At 73.8% G+C, this 16,179-nt stretch carries 13 protein-coding genes; 11 read left to right on the top strand and 2 right to left on the bottom strand.

Annotated features, from left to right (window positions below):
- The first annotated feature begins 5 nt into the window (after positions 1-5).
- The 6 genes from ABEB17_RS01305 (at position 6) to ABEB17_RS01280 (ending at position 8,766) form a co-directional block, all read left to right on the top strand.
- On the top strand, positions 6-311 hold the full coding sequence (locus ABEB17_RS01305; protein ID WP_345714743.1) for an MTH1187 family thiamine-binding protein: 306 nt from the start codon (positions 6-8) through the stop codon (positions 309-311).
- Positions 308-814, top strand: a complete 507-nt coding sequence (locus ABEB17_RS01300; RefSeq protein WP_345714742.1) for a GNAT family N-acetyltransferase — start codon at positions 308-310, stop codon at positions 812-814. Before ABEB17_RS01305 ends, ABEB17_RS01300 begins: the two co-directional genes overlap by 4 nt.
- Before the next feature lie 96 nt (positions 815-910).
- Positions 911-4,009 carry an FtsX-like permease family protein gene (locus ABEB17_RS01295; RefSeq protein ID WP_345714741.1) on the top strand — a complete coding sequence of 1,033 codons (3,099 nt, stop codon included), beginning with the start codon at positions 911-913 and terminating at the stop codon, positions 4,007-4,009.
- A complete protein-coding gene (locus ABEB17_RS01290) occupies positions 4,006-7,167 on the top strand; it encodes an FtsX-like permease family protein (RefSeq protein ID WP_345714740.1) in 3,162 nt (1,053 codons plus the stop codon). Before ABEB17_RS01295 ends, ABEB17_RS01290 begins: the two co-directional genes overlap by 4 nt.
- Before the next feature lie 22 nt (positions 7,168-7,189).
- A complete protein-coding gene (locus ABEB17_RS01285; protein ID WP_345714739.1) occupies positions 7,190-8,038 on the top strand; it encodes an ABC transporter ATP-binding protein in 849 nt (282 codons plus the stop codon).
- Entirely contained in the window at positions 8,035-8,766 is a 732-nt protein-coding gene (locus ABEB17_RS01280; protein ID WP_345714738.1) for an ABC transporter ATP-binding protein, read from the top strand. The genes ABEB17_RS01285 and ABEB17_RS01280 overlap by 4 nt, the downstream gene beginning before the upstream one ends.
- A 19-nt stretch (positions 8,767-8,785) precedes the next feature.
- Here the strand turns inward: ABEB17_RS01280 and ABEB17_RS01275 are convergent, their stop codons facing one another.
- Positions 8,786-9,196 (bottom strand): hypothetical protein, encoded by a 411-nt coding sequence (locus ABEB17_RS01275; protein ID WP_345714737.1) that lies wholly within the window; start codon positions 9,194-9,196, stop codon positions 8,786-8,788.
- 45 nt (positions 9,197-9,241) lie between these two features.
- On the opposite strand from ABEB17_RS01275, the gene ABEB17_RS01270 reads away from it, so the two are divergent.
- The 5 genes from ABEB17_RS01270 to ABEB17_RS01250 all read left to right on the top strand — a co-directional run bounded on the left by ABEB17_RS01270 (position 9,242) and on the right by ABEB17_RS01250 (position 14,423).
- Positions 9,242-9,748 (top strand): MarR family winged helix-turn-helix transcriptional regulator, encoded by a 507-nt coding sequence (locus ABEB17_RS01270; protein WP_345714736.1) that lies wholly within the window; start codon positions 9,242-9,244, stop codon positions 9,746-9,748.
- A gap of 77 nt (positions 9,749-9,825) precedes the next feature.
- Positions 9,826-11,523: a coenzyme B12-dependent isobutyryl-CoA mutase large subunit gene (gene icmA, locus ABEB17_RS01265; protein ID WP_345714735.1), complete on the top strand. Its 1,698-nt coding sequence runs from the start codon at positions 9,826-9,828 to the stop codon at positions 11,521-11,523.
- Positions 11,524-11,666: 143 nt separating this feature from the next.
- Positions 11,667-12,398, top strand: a complete 732-nt coding sequence (locus tag ABEB17_RS01260) for a hypothetical protein (RefSeq protein WP_345714734.1) — start codon at positions 11,667-11,669, stop codon at positions 12,396-12,398.
- The gene (locus ABEB17_RS01255; protein WP_345714733.1) at positions 12,395-13,411 is read left to right on the top strand and encodes a DUF8094 domain-containing protein; all 1,017 of its coding nucleotides are present in this window, start codon (positions 12,395-12,397) and stop codon (positions 13,409-13,411) included. Before ABEB17_RS01260 ends, ABEB17_RS01255 begins: the two co-directional genes overlap by 4 nt.
- Positions 13,412-13,433: 22 nt before the next feature.
- Entirely contained in the window at positions 13,434-14,423 is a 990-nt protein-coding gene (locus ABEB17_RS01250) for a tetratricopeptide repeat protein (protein WP_345714732.1), read from the top strand.
- 90 nt (positions 14,424-14,513) lie between these two features.
- Here ABEB17_RS01250 and pgm read toward each other — a convergent pair whose 3' ends face one another.
- Positions 14,514-16,163 (bottom strand): phosphoglucomutase (alpha-D-glucose-1,6-bisphosphate-dependent), encoded by a 1,650-nt coding sequence (gene pgm, locus ABEB17_RS01245; RefSeq protein WP_345714731.1) that lies wholly within the window; start codon positions 16,161-16,163, stop codon positions 14,514-14,516.
- Positions 16,164-16,179 lie beyond the last annotated feature (16 nt).

The following is a 16,179-nucleotide window of genomic DNA, read 5'->3' as shown; positions in this document are numbered from 1 at the left end:
CCGCCATGCTCGTTGCCTTCTCCGTCGCCCCGTCCGGCACCGGCGACTCGGTCTCCGCGGCGGTCGCCGCCGCCGTCCGCGTCGTCCGTGACTCCGGTCTGCCGCACCGCACCGACTCGATGTTCACCACCATCGAGGGGGAGTGGGACGAGTGCCTGGACGTCGTGAAGCGGGCCTGCGAGGCCGTCGGCCAGCACGGCGAGCGCGTCTCGCTGGTCCTGAAGGCGGACATCCGCCCCGGCCGGACCGGCGAGATGACCGCGAAGCTGGAGCGGCTCGAAGCGGCCATCGAGGCTGACCAGCAGCCGTGACCCGGTACGACGTCCGGCCGGCCGAGCCGGCGGACGCCGAGGTGCTCGGCGCGATCCACATCCTGATCTGGCAGCAGGCGTACGCCGGGCTGATGCCCGCCGAGTACCTCGCCGGCCTGTCGGTCCCGGGTTCGATCGAGCGCTGGCATGCGTCCCTGGCCACGACACGGCCGGGCCGGGCGACGTACGTCGGGACCGCGGACGGCGCGGTGGTGGGCTTCTGCACCGCCGGTCCGACCCGGGACGACCCGGCGGACCCCGCGCACGAGCTGTGGGTGCTCAACGTGCTGGCCGAGCACCACGGCAGCGGGCTGGCGACGCGGCTGCTGGAGGCCACGTTCGGGGCGGTCGGTATCGACGGGACGACCCCGGTGAGCCTGTGGGTGCTGCGCGGGAACGAGCGCGCCGCGGCGTTCTACCGGCGGCTCGGCTTCGCGCCGACCGAGGTGACGAAGGCGCACCCGGCGACCGGGGTCCTGGAGGAGCGTTGGGTCCGGTCGTGAGGGTCGGGGTGCATAGCCTCACGATGCGGTCACGATGCCGTCACGAAGGGCGCGCGTCGCTGGGATCTGTCGCATCCGTCGGGAAGGCTGTCTGACGTGACGGGACTGGTCGTGGCTCGACTGCGCTCCCAGCCCGGTCAAGCCGTGCTGGTCGGCGCGCTGTCCGGCGTCCTGGCGATGACGGCGGTGCTGGGGGTGGCCTACGCGCGCGCGGTCGAGGAGTCCGTCCAGCGGACCACGCTGCTGTCCGCCGCGCCGAGCGATCGCGGGGTGGCCGTCACCGCGATGTCCGACAAGCCCCCGGCACCGGACGAGCTGCTCACCGCGCTGGAGCCGCAGGTGTCGGCCGACTCCTGGCGGGCGCCGATCACCGGGGCCACCGCGCCCGGGATGGTCATCGGGGAGACCCCCGTCCTGGTGCCGGTGATGAACCGTGCGGACGTCTGCGCCCACCTGCTGATGGCCGATGGCACGTGCAGCCAGGAGGACGGCCAGGCGGTGGTGTCCCGCGCCCTGGCGTCCCGGTTGGGACTCAAGGTGGGCAGCGTCCTCCCGCTGGCGGACTCCTCGGCCGGGCAGGACAAGGCCTCCGCGGTGGTGCTGCGGCCCCGCGTGGTCGGCATCTACGCGCAGGCGCAGGACCCGGCGTCCTTCTTCTTCGGGCGGCCGCTGACCGCGACCAGCCCGGCGACCGACGTGGCGGTCGGCGACGCGGTCTTCGTCAGCTGGCCGACGCTGCGGTCCGGGGTGTGGCGCTCCTTGGAGACCACCGTCGACGTCCCGCTGGACGTGGCCGGGATCGGGCTGGACGACGAGAGCCGCGTCAAGCGCGACCTGGCTGCGCTGCAGGCGAAGGCCAGTGCGGCGTCGGCCAGCACCCAGACCCAGCTGCCGCAGCTGTTGACGGCCGCCGACCAGGCCCGGGCCGACGCCCGCGCGCCCCTGCCGCTGCTGGCGCTGCAGGCGGTGCTGCTGGCCCTCGTGGTCCTGGCCTACGTGGCGGCGGCTACCACCGAGCAGCGCCGACCCGAGGTCGCCCTGGCCCGGCTCCGCGGCCAGCTGCCCAGCCGGGCGGCCGGCCTGCTGGTGCGCGACCTGGGGGTGGTCGTCGCGGTCGGCTGCGTCCTCGGCGGCGTCGCCGGCTGGCAGCTCGCCCAGGTGGCGACCGGCCACTGGCTGGCCCCGGGGGTGCGCGTCGTCCCGGGCTGGCCGGAGGCGGTCGCCGTGCTCGCCTCGATCGTGGTCGCGGTGCTGGCCGTGGTGCTGACCGCGGTGCCGACCGTGCGCGAACCGCTGGTCACCCTGCTGCGCTCCGTGCCGCCGCGCAGCTCGGCCCTGCGGGCCGGTATCGCCGACGGCGTGGTGATCGCCCTGTGCGTCGCCGGCCTGGTCACGTTGCTCGGTGACGACGCGCAGTCGCCGACGGCTCTCATCGCGCCCGGGCTGCTCGCGCTGGCCGGCGGTCTGCTGCTGTCCCAGGCGATGGTGCCGGTCACCGCCTGGCTCGGACGTTCGTCCCTGCGAGCCGGGCGGCTCACGGTGGCGCTGGCCTGCCTGGCCGTGTCGCGTCGACCGGCGTTGCGCCGGCTCGTCGCCATCGAGACGGTCGCGGTGGCGCTGCTCGTCTTCGCCGGTGCCGCGACCGCGGTCGGCGCGGACCAGCGCGCCGATGCGGCCCGGCGCACGCTCGGCGCGCAGGTCGTGCTCGACACCAAGGAGGTCCCGCCGCAGGCCCTCGCCGACGCCGTGGCCGCGGCCGACCCGTCCGGCGCCTACGCCACCGGTGTGCTCGTGGCGCCGAGCGGGTCCGAGACCGGGACCACGACCCTGGTGGCCGACCTGGCCCGGCTGAAGCGGGTGGCCTTCTGGGACGACTCGGGGCAGGCCGGCCACGGCGCCCCCGACCTCAAGGCACTGACGCCGCAGGCCGCGGCGCCGGTGACGTTCACCGGTGACCGGCTCACCGCGGACGTCGACTTCACCGCGGAGGGATTCGAGGCCAGCGCCCAGGAGGCCGGCGGCTTCAGCACCCCGCCGGTCGGGCTGACCCGGCCGATGACCCTGACCGCCGACCTGGTGCCCGAGTCCGGAGTCGTGCAGCACGTCGAGCTGGGGCAGCTCGACAGCGGCGAGCAGCGCCTCACCGCCGCCGTGCCGTGCACCAAGGGCTGCCGGATCAGGTCCCTCGCGGCCGAGCGCGACGACTCCGACGTCGGCACGGCCAACCTCTCGCTGACCATCAAGGGCCTGACCGCCAACGGCCGGGCCGTCGACCTGCGGGCCGCCGACTCGGGCTGGGACGTCGTCAGCTTCGACGACGCCTCGCTCAAGCCGGCCGGTCAGGGACTGCACGTCGAGCAGCACAGCCTCGGCAGCTCGCTCTACCTGTACCGGCTGGACCGCCCGGTGACCCTTCCCGTGGCGGCGACCACGGGGATCTCCTCATCGCCGTACGGCTCGGCGAACTTCCTCGACACCCTGGTGCCCTCCGACCAGCTGGTCAGCGGGCCGGCAGTCACCGGCGGCGACCAGAGCTACAACGCGGTCACCCGCCTCGAGCGGCTGCCCGGCATCGCCTCGCCCGCGCTCCTGCTGGACTCGGCCTACGTGGTCGAGCGGTCCGGCGAGCTCACCGACACGGTGCGCAGCCAGGTCTGGCTCGCCGAGCAGGACGACGACCGGCAGGCGGCGCTGGTCCGCAGCCTCGGCGACCACGGCGTGCAGGTCGTGGGCGTCACCACGCTCGCCGACCTCGAGCGGGGCCTGGCCCGGCAGGGGACCGGGCTGGCCCTGCACCTGACCGAGATGGTCGGCGTGGTGGCCCTGCTGCTCGCCGCTGCGGTGCTCGCGGTCGCGGTGGCGACGTCCGGGCGGGTGCGGGCCTACGACCTGGCCGCCCTGCGCGTGGTCGGTGTCCGGTCCGGGCCGACCCGCCGGGCCGCCGTCGGCGAGCAGCTGCTGGTCGCCCTGATCGGCGTCGTGGCCGGCGTCGCGCTGGGGGCCATCGGGGCCGCACTGACGCTTTCCCGCCTCCCGGGGCAGGCCGGCCTGCCGGAACCCGACCTGTCGACCGGCTGGTCGGCCGTCCTGGCCACGGCGCTGGTCAGCGCCGCCGTCCTCGTCGCCGTCTGCTTCCTGCTCGGCGCCCGGCTGGCCAGCCAGGCCACCACCGACCTGCTGCGGGAGGGGCGATGAGTACGAAGGGCCGCCCGCAGGGTCGCCTGACCGGTTTGCGGTTGGCCGTCCGGGGGATCGGCTACCGGCGGGCCACGGCGGCGATCGTGCTCGCCCTGGCCGTGGTGGCGGCGACTGCCGCGGTGGTGGCCCCGCTGTACGCCCGGGCCGCCGAGGAGTCGATCGCCCGTGGCGCGCTGACCCACGCCGACGTCTACGCGCGCAGCGTGCACGCGGACGTGTCGGCGCAGGCGGCCGGGCCGCGCGTGTCGGGACCGAGCGTGCTCGATCCGGACGACAACCGGCGGGCCCAGTCGATGGACGACACGGTGAGCCAGCTGCAGGCGATGCTGCCGCCACCGGTGTTCGGCACGCCCGTCACGTCCCAGGTGACGCCCTCGCTGACCCGGCCCACCAAGGGCACCCAGGCCGGCGGATCGGTCGTCGTACCGCTGATGGACCGCACCGGCCTGTGCGACCACCTGCCCATCGCCAGCGGACGCTGCCCGACCGCGCTGGACGAGGTCGCGATGACCAGCCGCAGCGCCGAGCTGCTCGGGCTGAAGATCGGCGACACCTTCGACACCGGGCTCACCGACGTCCAGAACGCCGATGGATCGCAGGAGACGGCGCACCTGAAGCTGGTCGGCACCATGGCGCCGTTCGACGTGGCCGACGACTACTGGGTCGGGCTGAGCATCTTCCCCTACTACCCGATCGAGCGGCCGCACGGTCTGGGCGAGGATCCCGCGGTCACGGACTACGCCTTCCTGGCCCCCGGGGCGGCGAAGAAGCTGAACGTCGTGTCCTACTCGGTGGACGTGCCGGTGGCGCCAGGCGAGATCGACCTGGCGTCGGCGCAGCACGTCTCGGACCAGGTGATCGCGGCGCGCGACGCGCTCGGGCAGCGGCTCGTCACGGTGACGAGCCAGCTGCCGTCGCTGATCGAGGACTCGCAGCGGCGCAGCGACGTCGTGCGCGTCGCGGCCCCCCTGGCCGCGTTCCAGCTGGTGCTGCTGGCCTGGGTGATCCTGGCCCATGTCGTCAGCTCGGCGACGCAGGAGCGTGCGCCCGAGCTCGGGCTCGCCAAGCTCCGCGGGCTGACGCCGGGGCGCACGATCCGCTTCGGGCTGGCCGAGGTCGTCGTGCTCCTGCTGGTCGCGGCCCCGATCGGGACCGCGCTGGGTTGGTGGCTCGTGCACGAGGTCGTGGTGCACCTGCTGGAGCCGGGCACGACGCTCGCGCTCACCGGCTGGGTGGTGGCGTCCGTGCTGATCGGCGTGCTGGGTGGCATCGCGGCCGCGGCCGTCGCGGCCCGCGGCGTCGCTCGCGGTCACGTCGCCGACCTGCTGCGCCGGGTCCCCGGAGCCGGCCGCAGCCGGGGAGCCGGCGCCGTGGAGGGCGCCGTGCTGGCCCTCGTCGTCGCCGGCATCGTGCAGCTGTCCGTGTCCCCGGGCTCCACGCCGGGGCCCGTCGCCTCGGCCGCCCCCGGCGTGATCGCGTTGGCCAGTGCGCTGGTCGCGGCCAGGCTGCTGCGGTTCGTCAGCCGCCGCCGGACGGCCCGCGCGCTGGACCGCGGTCGGCCGTCCGCGTTGTACGGGTGGGCCGGTGTCGCACGCCGGGCCGGGACGGCGCGCACCACAGGCGTCCTGGCGGCGGCGATCTGCCTGCTGCTGGTGGGCGTCCAGGCCTGGACCGTCGCCGCCCGCGAGCGGTCGGCCCGGGCCCTGGTCGAGACCGGTGCGGCCGTCGTCCTGGACGTGCAGACCGCGACTGCGCGGGGACTGCAACCAGCCGTGGCGAAGGCGGATCCCGGTGGCACCTACGCGATGGCCGCCATGCAGCTTCCCCCGGACGAGAAGACCACCCGGGCGGTCGCCGTGGACGGCAGCCGAGCCGACGCGGTCGCGGGCTTCGCGGGCCGGGGACCGGACGACGTCGGCGCCATCATCGACCCGCGCCTGCCACCCTCCCTGACGGTCCACCCGGGCCCCATCCGGGCGGACGTCGACGTCCGCTCGGTGGACAGCCCGTCGCCGCTGCAGCTGTCGGCGACCGTGGAGACCGCCAAGGGCTGGACGGAGGTGCGGCTCGGCGACCTGTCGCCCGGCCGGCACACGCTGACCGGGACCGTGCCGGCGGCCTGCACGGTGGGCTGCCGCCTCGCCGCGATCACGGTCAGCCACCCCGGCCTGGACATCGAGACCGGCAGCGCCGACCTGACCGTGAGCCGACTCTCGGCCGGCCCGGACGCCTCGTCCCTCACCCCGCTCGACGTCGGTTTCGCCAACCGTCGCGCCTGGCGAGCACCGGTGGAGGACCTCGGGGGTGCGACGGCCGAGGTGACCCCTGGGCCCGCCCTACGGATCCAGGCTCGGACGCCGGTGGGGTTCCCGGCCCGGGTGATGCGCGGCGACGCGCCCTACCCGGCCCCGGCGCTGGTCGACGAGGAGTTCCCGGTCGGTGACGGCTCGGTCGCGATCACGGGCACCGACGGCGTCGCCACCAAGGTGAGCGGGGCCCGGCGCACCGCCTTCGTCCCAGGGGCCACGGGAACCGTCGCGATGGTCGACCTCGACGTGATGCTGCGCAGCGTCGCCTCCCCGCAGCCGACCGGCCTGCAGGTCTGGCTGTCCCGGGACGATCCCGCGGCCGAGAAGCAGCTCCGCCAGGCGCTCGCGACCGACGGCGTCGTGGTCACCGGCCGGACCTCGGCCGCGGACGCCGAAGCCGTGCTGCAGAAGGAAGGCGCGGTCCTGGCGCTGCTGCTGTTCCTGGCCTGCGGTGCGGTGGCTCTGCTGGTCGCTACCGGCGCCCAGCTCGTCGCCGCCTTCGTCGGCTCCCGGCAACGAGCGGCCGAGCTCGCCTCGCTGCGGGCCATGGGCGTGCAACGCGGGCGGCTGCGCCGGGCGCTGCTGCTGGAGAACCTGGCCGGCGTGCTGGTCGCTCTGCTCGCCGCCGCCGTTGCGGCTCTCGTGGCCGCCTACGTCGTCCTGCCGGTGCTGCCCATGGCCGACGAGGGCTCGACGGTGCTCACCCCGGACACCTCGCCGGACCCGGCCGCCCTGGTCTGGTCGCTGGTGGTGGTGCTCGTGTGGCTGACCGTGCTGGCCGTGCTGCTCGCGGTCCGGCAGCTGCGCAGCGGGACGGCGGAACGGATCCGGGAGGGCGGACGATGACTTCCACGACAGGAGCGGGTCGATGACCGGACTAGACGTGTCGGCGCACGGGCTCGTGCACATCTACCGGCTGGAGGGCAACGACGTCGTCGCCCTGTCCGGGGTGGACCTGGACATCGCCTCGGGCGAGGTCGTCGGTCTGCTCGGACCGTCCGGCTCGGGCAAGTCCACCCTGCTGAACCTGCTGGCCGGCCTGCTGCAACCGAGCGCGGGCCGACTGCGGGTCGGGGACCACGACCTCACCCGCCTCGACGAGAAGGGGCTGGCCCGGATGCGGGCCCTGGACGTCGGCATCGTCGTCCAGGGCGCGATGCGCAACCTGCTGCCCTACGCCTCGCCGGTCGACAACATCCGGTTCGCCCAGCGCGGGGCCCGCGCGGCGAAGCGGCAGGACCTCCCCGACCCGCACGAGGTGCTCGACCTCGTCGGACTGGCCGACCACGCCCGCACCTCGCTGGACCAGCTCTCACCGGGCCAGCGGCAGCGGCTCGCGGTCGCCGTCGGGCTGGCGGCGCGTCCCGGCCTGCTGCTGCTCGACGAGCCCACCAGCCAGCTCGACCACGAGGGACGCGACGAGGTGCTGGCGGCCGTCGAGGACGTCAACCGGATCATCGGCACCACGGTGGTCGCCGTGACGCACGACCCCGAGGTGGCGCAGCGGCTGCGCCGGACGGTCACCATCCGGGACGGCCGGGTCGGGGCCGAGGGCAGGCGCGGCGAGGACTTCGCCGTCGTGGGCCGAGACGGCTCGATCGCCCTGCCACCCGACATCCTGGAGGCCGTGCCGCCCGGCTCGCTGCTGCGGGTGCACCTGGAGGAGGACGGATCGGTGCGGTTGATCCTGGACGACGGCGCGGAGGGGGAGTCGTGAGCACCGAACAGGCGATGGAGCCGGGGGTCGGCGGTCCGTTGGTCGCCGAGGATCTCGCGGTCGGCTTCGACGGGCGGACGGTGCTGGACGGCGCCGGGCTGGCCGTGCGGTCGGGGCAGCTGCTGGCCGTGACCGGACCGTCGGGGGCGGGCAAGACCACGTTGCTCTGGGCGCTGGCTGGCCTGCGGGCCGCCGACTCCGGCACCGTCACGTTCGGCGGTGAGCCGGTGCAGGAGCGGGACGGCGCCGTGCGGCTCGGGATCGTCGTGGTACCGCAGGGGAACGCGCTGGCCACGGTGCTGACGGCCAGCGAGAACGTCGTGGTGCCGTTGCTGGCCGCCGGCGTCACGTCCGAGCAGGCCCGGGTCGCGGCGGCCGCCGCCTTGGAGTCGGTGGGGCTCGGCCACTCAGGGCACCAGCTGATCGAGGAGCTGTCCGGCGGGCAGCAGCAGCGGGTCGCGGTGGCTCGCGGGCTGGCCCAGCTGGGGGCGCTCAGCGGGCCGCGGGTGCTGCTGGCCGACGAGCCGACCAGCGAGCTGGACGCGGTCAACCGGGCCCGCATCGTGCAGCTGCTGCGCGACGCCGCGATCGCCGGTGCGACCGTCGTCATGGCCACCCACGACCCGGAGGCGGCCGCGGCCTGCGACGGTGAGCTGCACCTGGACGCCGGTGTGCCGCACTGGGTCCGGCCGCTGCCGGTGCTCGACGACGGCGCGGCCCTGGCCTGACGTCGGCCGCCAGCCCCGCTCAGGCCTCGGGCTCAGTACCGTCGGTCGGCTCGGCGGTGAACTCGGCGCTGATGTCCTGCCAGGTGAAGTCCTCGCGCCACCGCGGACTGCCCTCGGTGCTCGAACCTGTTGCCTGGGCCAGCTCGGACATCCAGGCGACGAAGCCGTCTGCGACGCGTTCCGCCGACAGGGTTCGCGCCATGACGTGGCGCTCCGGACCGCCGTCCCGGACCTCCAACCGAAACAGGCCGCTGGACTCGTGCAGCACCTGGATGTAGTGCTGCGGGTGGTCCAGGTTCTCCAGGACGAGGTAGCCGTCGCCGCGCGGCAGGGACAGCAGTCGACCGAGGATCTCGTCCTGGTCCGGCCCGCGCAGCAGACGGGTGCTGCTGCCGGTGAGCTTGTAGCGGCGCAGCGTCCCCTTGTTCACGGTGTCGAAGGCTACCGCTGCCGGTCGGGCGATACGGTTCCGTTCGTGCCCAAGCCGCTGCGTCTGCGCTTCGACCCCGTCGCCCGCGCCCAGCAGCTGTGGCGCGAGCGGTGGGGCGCGGACGACTCGATGGCGGCGGCGACGTCCATCATGCGGGTCCAGCAGCTGCTGATCGCCCGCTACGACGAGGCCCTGCGCGCGCACGGCCTGACCTTCGCGCGCTACGAGGCGCTGGTGCTGCTGACGTTCAGCCGCACCGGTCAGCTGCCACTGTCCAAGATCGGCGAGCGACTGATGGTGCACCCGACGTCGGTGACGAACATCGTGCAGCGGCTCGAGCAGGCAGGGCTGGTCGAGCGGACGCCGAACCCGCGGGACGGCCGAGGCACCCTGGCCGGGATCACTGCCGAGGGTCGGCGCGTCGTCCAGCTCGCGACCGGCGACCTGGTCGGGCTCGACTTCGGCCTGGAGGCACTGGACGGCGCCGAGCGCGGGCAGCTGTTCACCCTGCTGCGCAAGGTCCGTGTCGCCGCGTCCGACTTCACCGACTAACCCCCTCCCGCCGTGATCATGCACGTTCGCCCACGCCGCCGGTGGCTTTTAGTAGGACGTCCAAGTAAATTGGTCCCATGAGCGCCCACCAGGACAGCGACCCGATCGAGGCCGGACGACGCCGCTGGCAGCAGCGGTACGACGCGGCCACCGCGAGCGGGAAGGTGCGCGACGCCGACTTCAGCACCCTGTCCGGTAGCGAGGTGGCGCCGGTCTACGGCCCGCCGGACGGCGCCGTCGACCCGCGGATGGAGCGGATCGGCTGGCCGGGGGAGTTCCCGTTCACCCGCGGCCTCTACCCGACCGGGTACCGCGGCCGCACCTGGACGATCCGCCAGTTCGCCGGCTTCGGCAACGCCGAGCAGACCAACGAGCGCTACCGGATGATCCTCGGCCGCGGCGGCGGCGGGCTGTCCGTGGCGTTCGACATGCCCACCCTGATGGGACGCGACTCCGACGACCCGATGAGCCTGGGCGAGGTCGGCCACTGCGGCGTGGCCATCGACAGCGCCGTCGACATGGAGCGACTGTTCGCGGGCATCCCGCTCGGCGACGTGACGACGTCCATGACCATCAGCGGTCCCGCCGTCCCGGTGTTCTGCATGTACCTGGTCGCCGCCGAGCGGCAGGGCGTCGACCTCGGTGTCCTGGACGGCACGCTGCAGACCGACATCTTCAAGGAGTACATCGCGCAGAAGGAGTGGCTCTTCGAGCCGCAGCCGCACCTGCGCCTGATCGGCGACCTGATGGAGTACTGCGACGCCAACATCCCGGCGTACAAGCCACTCAGCGTCAGCGGGTACCACATCCGCGAGGCCGGCTCCACGGCCGCGCAGGAGCTCGCGTACACGCTCGCCGACGGCTTCGCCTACGTCGAGCTCGGGCTCTCCCGCGGCCTGGACGTGGACAGCTTCGCCCCCGGCCTGAGCTTCTTCTTCGACGCGCACGTGGACTTCTTCGAGGAGATCGCCAAGTTCCGCGCCGCCCGCCGGATCTGGGCGCGCTGGCTGCGCGACACCTACGGCGCGAAGACCGACCGCGCGCAGTGGCTGCGGTTCCACACCCAGACCGCGGGGGTCTCGCTGACCGCCCAGCAGCCCTACAACAACGTCGTGCGCACCGCCGTCGAGGCGCTCGCGGCGGTGCTCGGCGGCACCAACTCGCTGCACACCAACGCGCTCGACGAGACGCTCGCGCTGCCGACCGACGAGTCCGCCGAGATCGCGCTGCGCACCCAGCAGGTGCTGATGGACGAGACCGGCGTCACGAACGTGGCCGACCCGCTCGGCGGCAGCTGGTACGTCGAGGCACTGACCGACAGCATCGAGGCGGAGGCCGAGGCGATCTTCGCCCGGGTCCGCGACATGGGGTCGGACGGCACCATCACCAGCGGCATCCTGCGCGGTATCGAGGACGGCTGGTTCATGGCCGAGATCGCCGAGGCCGCCTTCCAGTACCAGGTGTCGCTGGAGAAGGGCGACAAGAAGGTGGTCGGCGTCAACGTGCACACCGACTCGCTCACCCACGAGCTGGAGATCCTGCGGGTCAGCCACGAGGTCGAGCGGGAGCAGGTGCGCGTGCTGGCCGAGCGCAAGGCCAACCGGGACGACGCCCTGGTCACCGCACGGCTGACCGCCATGGTCGAGGCCGCGAAGGGCACCGAGAACATGCTGCCCGCCATGCTGGACGCCGTCCGGGCCGAGGCCACGCTGGGCGAGATCTGCGGCGTGCTCAAGGAGCTGTGGGGCGACTACCGCGAGCCCGCCCGGTTCTGACCCGTCCAGTTCGGGAGGACCTGTGAGGATTCCCGTCAGGATTCGGATCAGCCGTCGGGGGCGGGTTACCCTGGGAATCTTGCCCGGGCAGCCCGCCAGCGGGTAGACACCGCCCTGAAACGAGCACGAGGAGCAGCGAGTCGATGAAGCGAGCCATCACGGGGGCCATCACCCTCGTCGGGCTCGTGCTGGTCATCCTCTCGGTGATGGGCGTCATCCTGCTCGGGTCGAACGGCACCTGGCACAGCGAGCTGAAGGTGCCCGCGGGGCGGACGGCGGTGGTCGTGCAGCCGGCCCTGGCCAGCGTCCTGGGTCCCAGGATCACCGTGCGCGCCGAGGCGGACGCTGCGAGCGACCAGCAGGTGCCGCTGTTCATCGGCCGAGCTCGCCCGGACGACGCGAGCGCCCTGGTCGAGTCGTCGGACCGGCTGCTCGTCTCAGGTCTGGACGGCGCGCGACAGCTCAGCACGGTCCACCGGAACGGCAACGACCCCTTCCCGGTGCCCGACACCGTGGACGTGTGGCAGTCCCAGGCGACCGGGACGGGTGCCGTCGAGATCGCCTACCGGGCCCGCCCAGGCGCCGAGACCGTGGTGATCGCCCGCGCTGACGGTAAGCCCCTGCCCGCTATGACGCTGCACCTCGGGTGGACCCGCGCCGTGTGGTTCTGGATCCCGGTGGCGCTGCTGCTCGCCGGCCTGGGGCTGCTGCTGCTCGGGCGCCGGCTCCGGGCGCCGACCCGACCTCGACGCATCCCGGTGGCCGTGGCCACGAGGCCGCAGTCGCCCCCCTCAGCCGGCCGACGCGGCCGCTCCAGCACCAACCAGCACGTCGGCCGCCGACGCGCCACCCCCGCCAACGGAAGTCGACGATGAACCTGCTCTCCGCACGACGCACCGGTCCGGCCCTCGCGGGCCTCGTCGGTGCCGCCGCGTTGCTCAGTGCCTGCGCCCCCGCGCAGACGGTGCTGGGCCTGCAGGCGAACACGGCGGTGATCAGCGGTCGCCCGGCGATCACCACCGAACAAGCCACCGCGGTCGCCGAGCGCGCGCTCGGCCAGGCGCAGCGCGCCGACGCGCTGCGCACGGAGGACGCGGCGCGGACGGCGTTCACCGGCCTCGCGCTGAAGACCGCGCCGCCGCGCTACGTCGTCGAGAAGGTGCTCCAGCCCGGCACGGCGAGCTCGGGCGGAGCCTTGCAACCGACGATCGACCCGTCCCGCATCGTGGTGACGGCTGGTCGGGCCTTCCCGCGCACCGTCGTCGCGGTGTGGAAGCCCGCTGGCGCGACGGTCCAGCAGATCGCCGTCCTGGACAGTCCCGACGTCCGCTCGCCGTTCCAGGTCTCGTCCCGGGTCGACCTGCTCCCCGGGATCGGGCTGCCGAAGACCGCGCCGAACACCCGGGGCGCATCGGTGCTGGCCCCCGACGTCGCCGGGCTGGCCGGCACCCCGACCGCGGTGGTCGCCGATCTGGCGAAGCTGCTCGAGACCGGCAAGGCGCAGAAGACCCCGATCGCCACCAGCTCCGTGGTGACCGCCGTCCGGACGAAGGCGGCGGCGCAGGCCAAGAGCGTCAAGGCAGTGGCCGTGTTCCAGCAGCGGCACGTCCCCGAGAAGGACGGCATGCGCGTCTTCCGCACCGCCGACGGCGGCGCCATCGTGATCGCGGCGATCGACCGGTACGACCGGTTCACCGTGCGTAAGGGGGCCGGTGTGATCAACCCGCCGCCCGCCTACCGTGCGCTCGGCGGCGGCATGAAGAAGATCACCAGGGCCGCCACGGTGAAGACCGTGCAGATGGTCGTGCTGCACGTCCCCGCCCAGGGCAAGGGCGAAGTCCAGCTGCTCGGGTTCACTGAGGATCCGGTGGCCGTCGTCGGCCGGTAGCCGTCTGACAGAATCGGTCACCATGAGCCAGCCCCCCGTCCCCCCGGCCTCGTCCATCCCGCTGCGCGGCGCCGTCGACCTCGCCGCCGTGGCGGCCCAGGCCAAGCGTCGGGAGCAGGCTGCGGCCAACGCGGCGTCGGGTGGCCCGGGCCCCGGTTCGTCGTCCGGCGTGCTCGTCGAGGCGACGGAGGAGACCTTCCAGACGCTGGTCGAGCTGTCGTTGTCAGTGCCGGTCGTGGTGGTCCTGTGGGCCAGCTACTCCGAGCAGAGCCAGCAGGTGACGCCCGTCCTGGAACGGCTGGCCGTCGAGTCGGGTGGCCGGTTCCTCGTGGCCACCGTCGAGATCGACACGAACCCCCGCCTGGCCCAGGTCTTCCAGGCGCAGGCCGTGCCCAGCGTCGTCGCCGTGATCAAGGGTCAGCCGGTGCCGCTGTTCCAGGGCGTGCTGCCCGAGGCGCAGGTCAAGGCGTACCTCGACGAGCTGCTCAAGGTGGCGGAGGCCAACGGGGTGACCGGCACCGTCCCGACCGGCGCCGCCGACCCCGGGTCGGAGGACGACGCGCAGGCCGCGCCGTCCGCCGCCGACGAGCTGGAGCCGCTGCCGCCGCTGCACCAGGAGGCCTACGACGCGATCGAGCGCGGCGACCTGGACGCGGCGGCCGCCGCCTACGAGAAGGCCCTGCTGGCCTCACCGGCGGACGACGAGGCGAAGGCCGGTCTGTCCCAGGTGAACCTGCTGCGCCGCACCGAGGGTGCCGACCTGCCGGCCGCCCGCGCCGCCGCGGCCGCTGCCCCGCAGGACCCGCAGGCGCAGATCCTGGTCGCCGACCTGGACCTGCTCGGCGGCCACGTGGAGGACGCCTTCGCCCGCCTGGTGGACGCCGTCCGGGTGACGAGCGGGGACGAGCGCAACGCCTTGCGCCTGCACCTGGTCGAGCTGTTCGAGGTCGTCGGGTCGGGTGACCCGCGCGTCGTCGCCGCCCGCCGGGCCCTCTCGTCCGCCCTCTACTGACCCCCTCCTCTTCTCCTGCCCCCCCCGCGGTGATCATGCACGTTCGCCCCGGATGGGGGCGAACGTGCATGATCACCAGGGGATTGGGGGTCAGGTGCCGAGGGCCGCGCTGACTACCTCGCGCGCGGCCTCCTGCACCTGCGCCAGGTGCTCGGGGCCGCGGAACGACTCGGCGTAGATCTTGTAGACGTCCTCGGTGCCGGACGGCCGGGCCGCGAACCACGCCGACTCCGTGGTCACCTTCAACCCGCCGATCGCCGCGTCGTTGCCCGGCGCGCGGGTCAGCTTGGCGGTGATCGGCTCACCGGCCAGCTCGGTCGCGCTCACGTCGTCCGGTGACAGCTTGGCCAGCGCCGCCTTCTGCTCGCGGCTGGCCGGAGCGTCGACCCGGGCGTAGGCGGGCTCGCCGTGCCGGGCGACGAGGTCGCGGTAGTGCTCGGACGGCGAGCGGCCGGTGACCGCGAGGATCTCGGAGGCGAGCAGGGCCAGCAGGATGCCGTCCTTGTCGGTCGTCCAGGTCGAGCCGTCGCGGCGCAGGAACGAGGCGCCGGCGCTCTCCTCGCCGCCGAAACCGACCGACCCGTCCAGCAGCCCCGGCACGAACCACTTGAAGCCGACCGGCACCTCGACCAGCGTGCGGCCCAGGTCGGCGGCCACCCGGTCGATCATGGACGACGACACCAGCGTCTTGCCTACTGCCGCAGCGGCATTCCAGCCCGAGCGCGAGCCGTACAGGTAGCCGATCGCGACGGCGAGGTAGTGGTTGGGGTTCATCAGCCCGGCGTCCGGGGTGACGATGCCGTGCCGGTCGCTGTCGGCGTCGTTGCCGGTGGCGATCTGGTACTGGTCCCGGCTGCCGATCAGGGACGCCATCGCGAACGGCGACGAGCAGTCCATCCGGATCTTGCCGTCCCAGTCGAGCGTCATGAACGACCACTGCGGGTCCACCCGCGGGTTGACGACGGTCAGGTCCAGCCCGAGTCGTTCGCCGATCGCTCCCCAGTAGCCGACGCTCGCGCCGCCCATCGGGTCAGCGCCGATCCGCACGCCGGCCTCGCGCACGGCGTCCAGGTCGAGGACGTCGGCCAGCTCGGCGACGTACGGACCCAGGAAGTCGTACGTCGTCACCGCGTCGGCGATCTCGGACGACGACGCCCGGCGCACGCCGTCCAGCCCGGCCCTCAGCAGGTCGTTGGCGCGGTCCTGGATCCAGCCGGTCGCGTCGCTGTCGGCGGGGCCGCCGTGCGGCGGGTTGTACTTGAAGCCGCCGTCGCGCGGAGGGTTGTGCGACGGCGTGATCACGATGCCGTCGACCAGCCCGCCCGAACCGCCGGCCGCGCCCCGCTCGCCGTTCAGCCGCAGGATGGCCCGGGAGACCGCGGGTGTCGGGGTGTACTCGTCGGCGCCGTCGCTGAGCACCTGCACCCCGTTGGCCACCAGCACCTCGAGCGCGGAGCGCCAGGCGGGCGCGGACAGCGCGTGGGTGTCCTTGCCGACCAGCAGGGGACCGTCGGTGCCCTGGGCCGCGCGGTACTCGCAGATGGCCTGGGTGATGGCCAGGATGTGGCCCTCGTTGAACGCGGTGTCCAGGCTGGAGCCGCGGTGACCGGAGGTGCCGAAGGCGACCCGCTGGTCCGGGTCGTCGACGTCGGGGGAGCGGTCGCCGTACGCCGCGAGCAGCGCGTCGACGTCCACCAGGTCGCTGGGCCGTGCCGGTTGGCCTGCTCGGGGATCGCTCATGGACCCATCCTGGCCG

Source organism: Angustibacter luteus (assembly GCF_039541115.1).
In the GTDB taxonomy this organism is placed as follows: Bacteria; Actinomycetota; Actinomycetes; order Actinomycetales; family Angustibacteraceae; genus Angustibacter; species Angustibacter luteus.
This window is presented reverse-complemented; position numbering and strand designations above follow the sequence as displayed.

Excerpts from the sequence above, each read along its gene's own strand:
- ABEB17_RS01305 (WP_345714743.1), top strand. The coding sequence starts at position 6 with ATGCTCGTTGCCTTCTCCGTCGCCCCGTCCGGCACCGGCGACTCGGTC.
- ABEB17_RS01290 (WP_345714740.1), top strand. The coding sequence starts at position 4,006 with ATGAGTACGAAGGGCCGCCCGCAGGGTCGCCTGACCGGTTTGCGGTTG.
- ABEB17_RS01285 (WP_345714739.1), top strand. The coding sequence starts at position 7,190 with ATGACCGGACTAGACGTGTCGGCGCACGGGCTCGTGCACATCTACCGG.
- icmA (WP_345714735.1), top strand. The coding sequence starts at position 9,826 with ATGAGCGCCCACCAGGACAGCGACCCGATCGAGGCCGGACGACGCCGC.
- ABEB17_RS01260 (WP_345714734.1), top strand. The coding sequence starts at position 11,667 with ATGAAGCGAGCCATCACGGGGGCCATCACCCTCGTCGGGCTCGTGCTG.
- ABEB17_RS01255 (WP_345714733.1), top strand. The coding sequence starts at position 12,395 with ATGAACCTGCTCTCCGCACGACGCACCGGTCCGGCCCTCGCGGGCCTC.
- ABEB17_RS01250 (WP_345714732.1), top strand. The coding sequence starts at position 13,434 with ATGAGCCAGCCCCCCGTCCCCCCGGCCTCGTCCATCCCGCTGCGCGGC.
- pgm (WP_345714731.1), bottom strand. The coding sequence starts at position 16,163 with ATGAGCGATCCCCGAGCAGGCCAACCGGCACGGCCCAGCGACCTGGTG.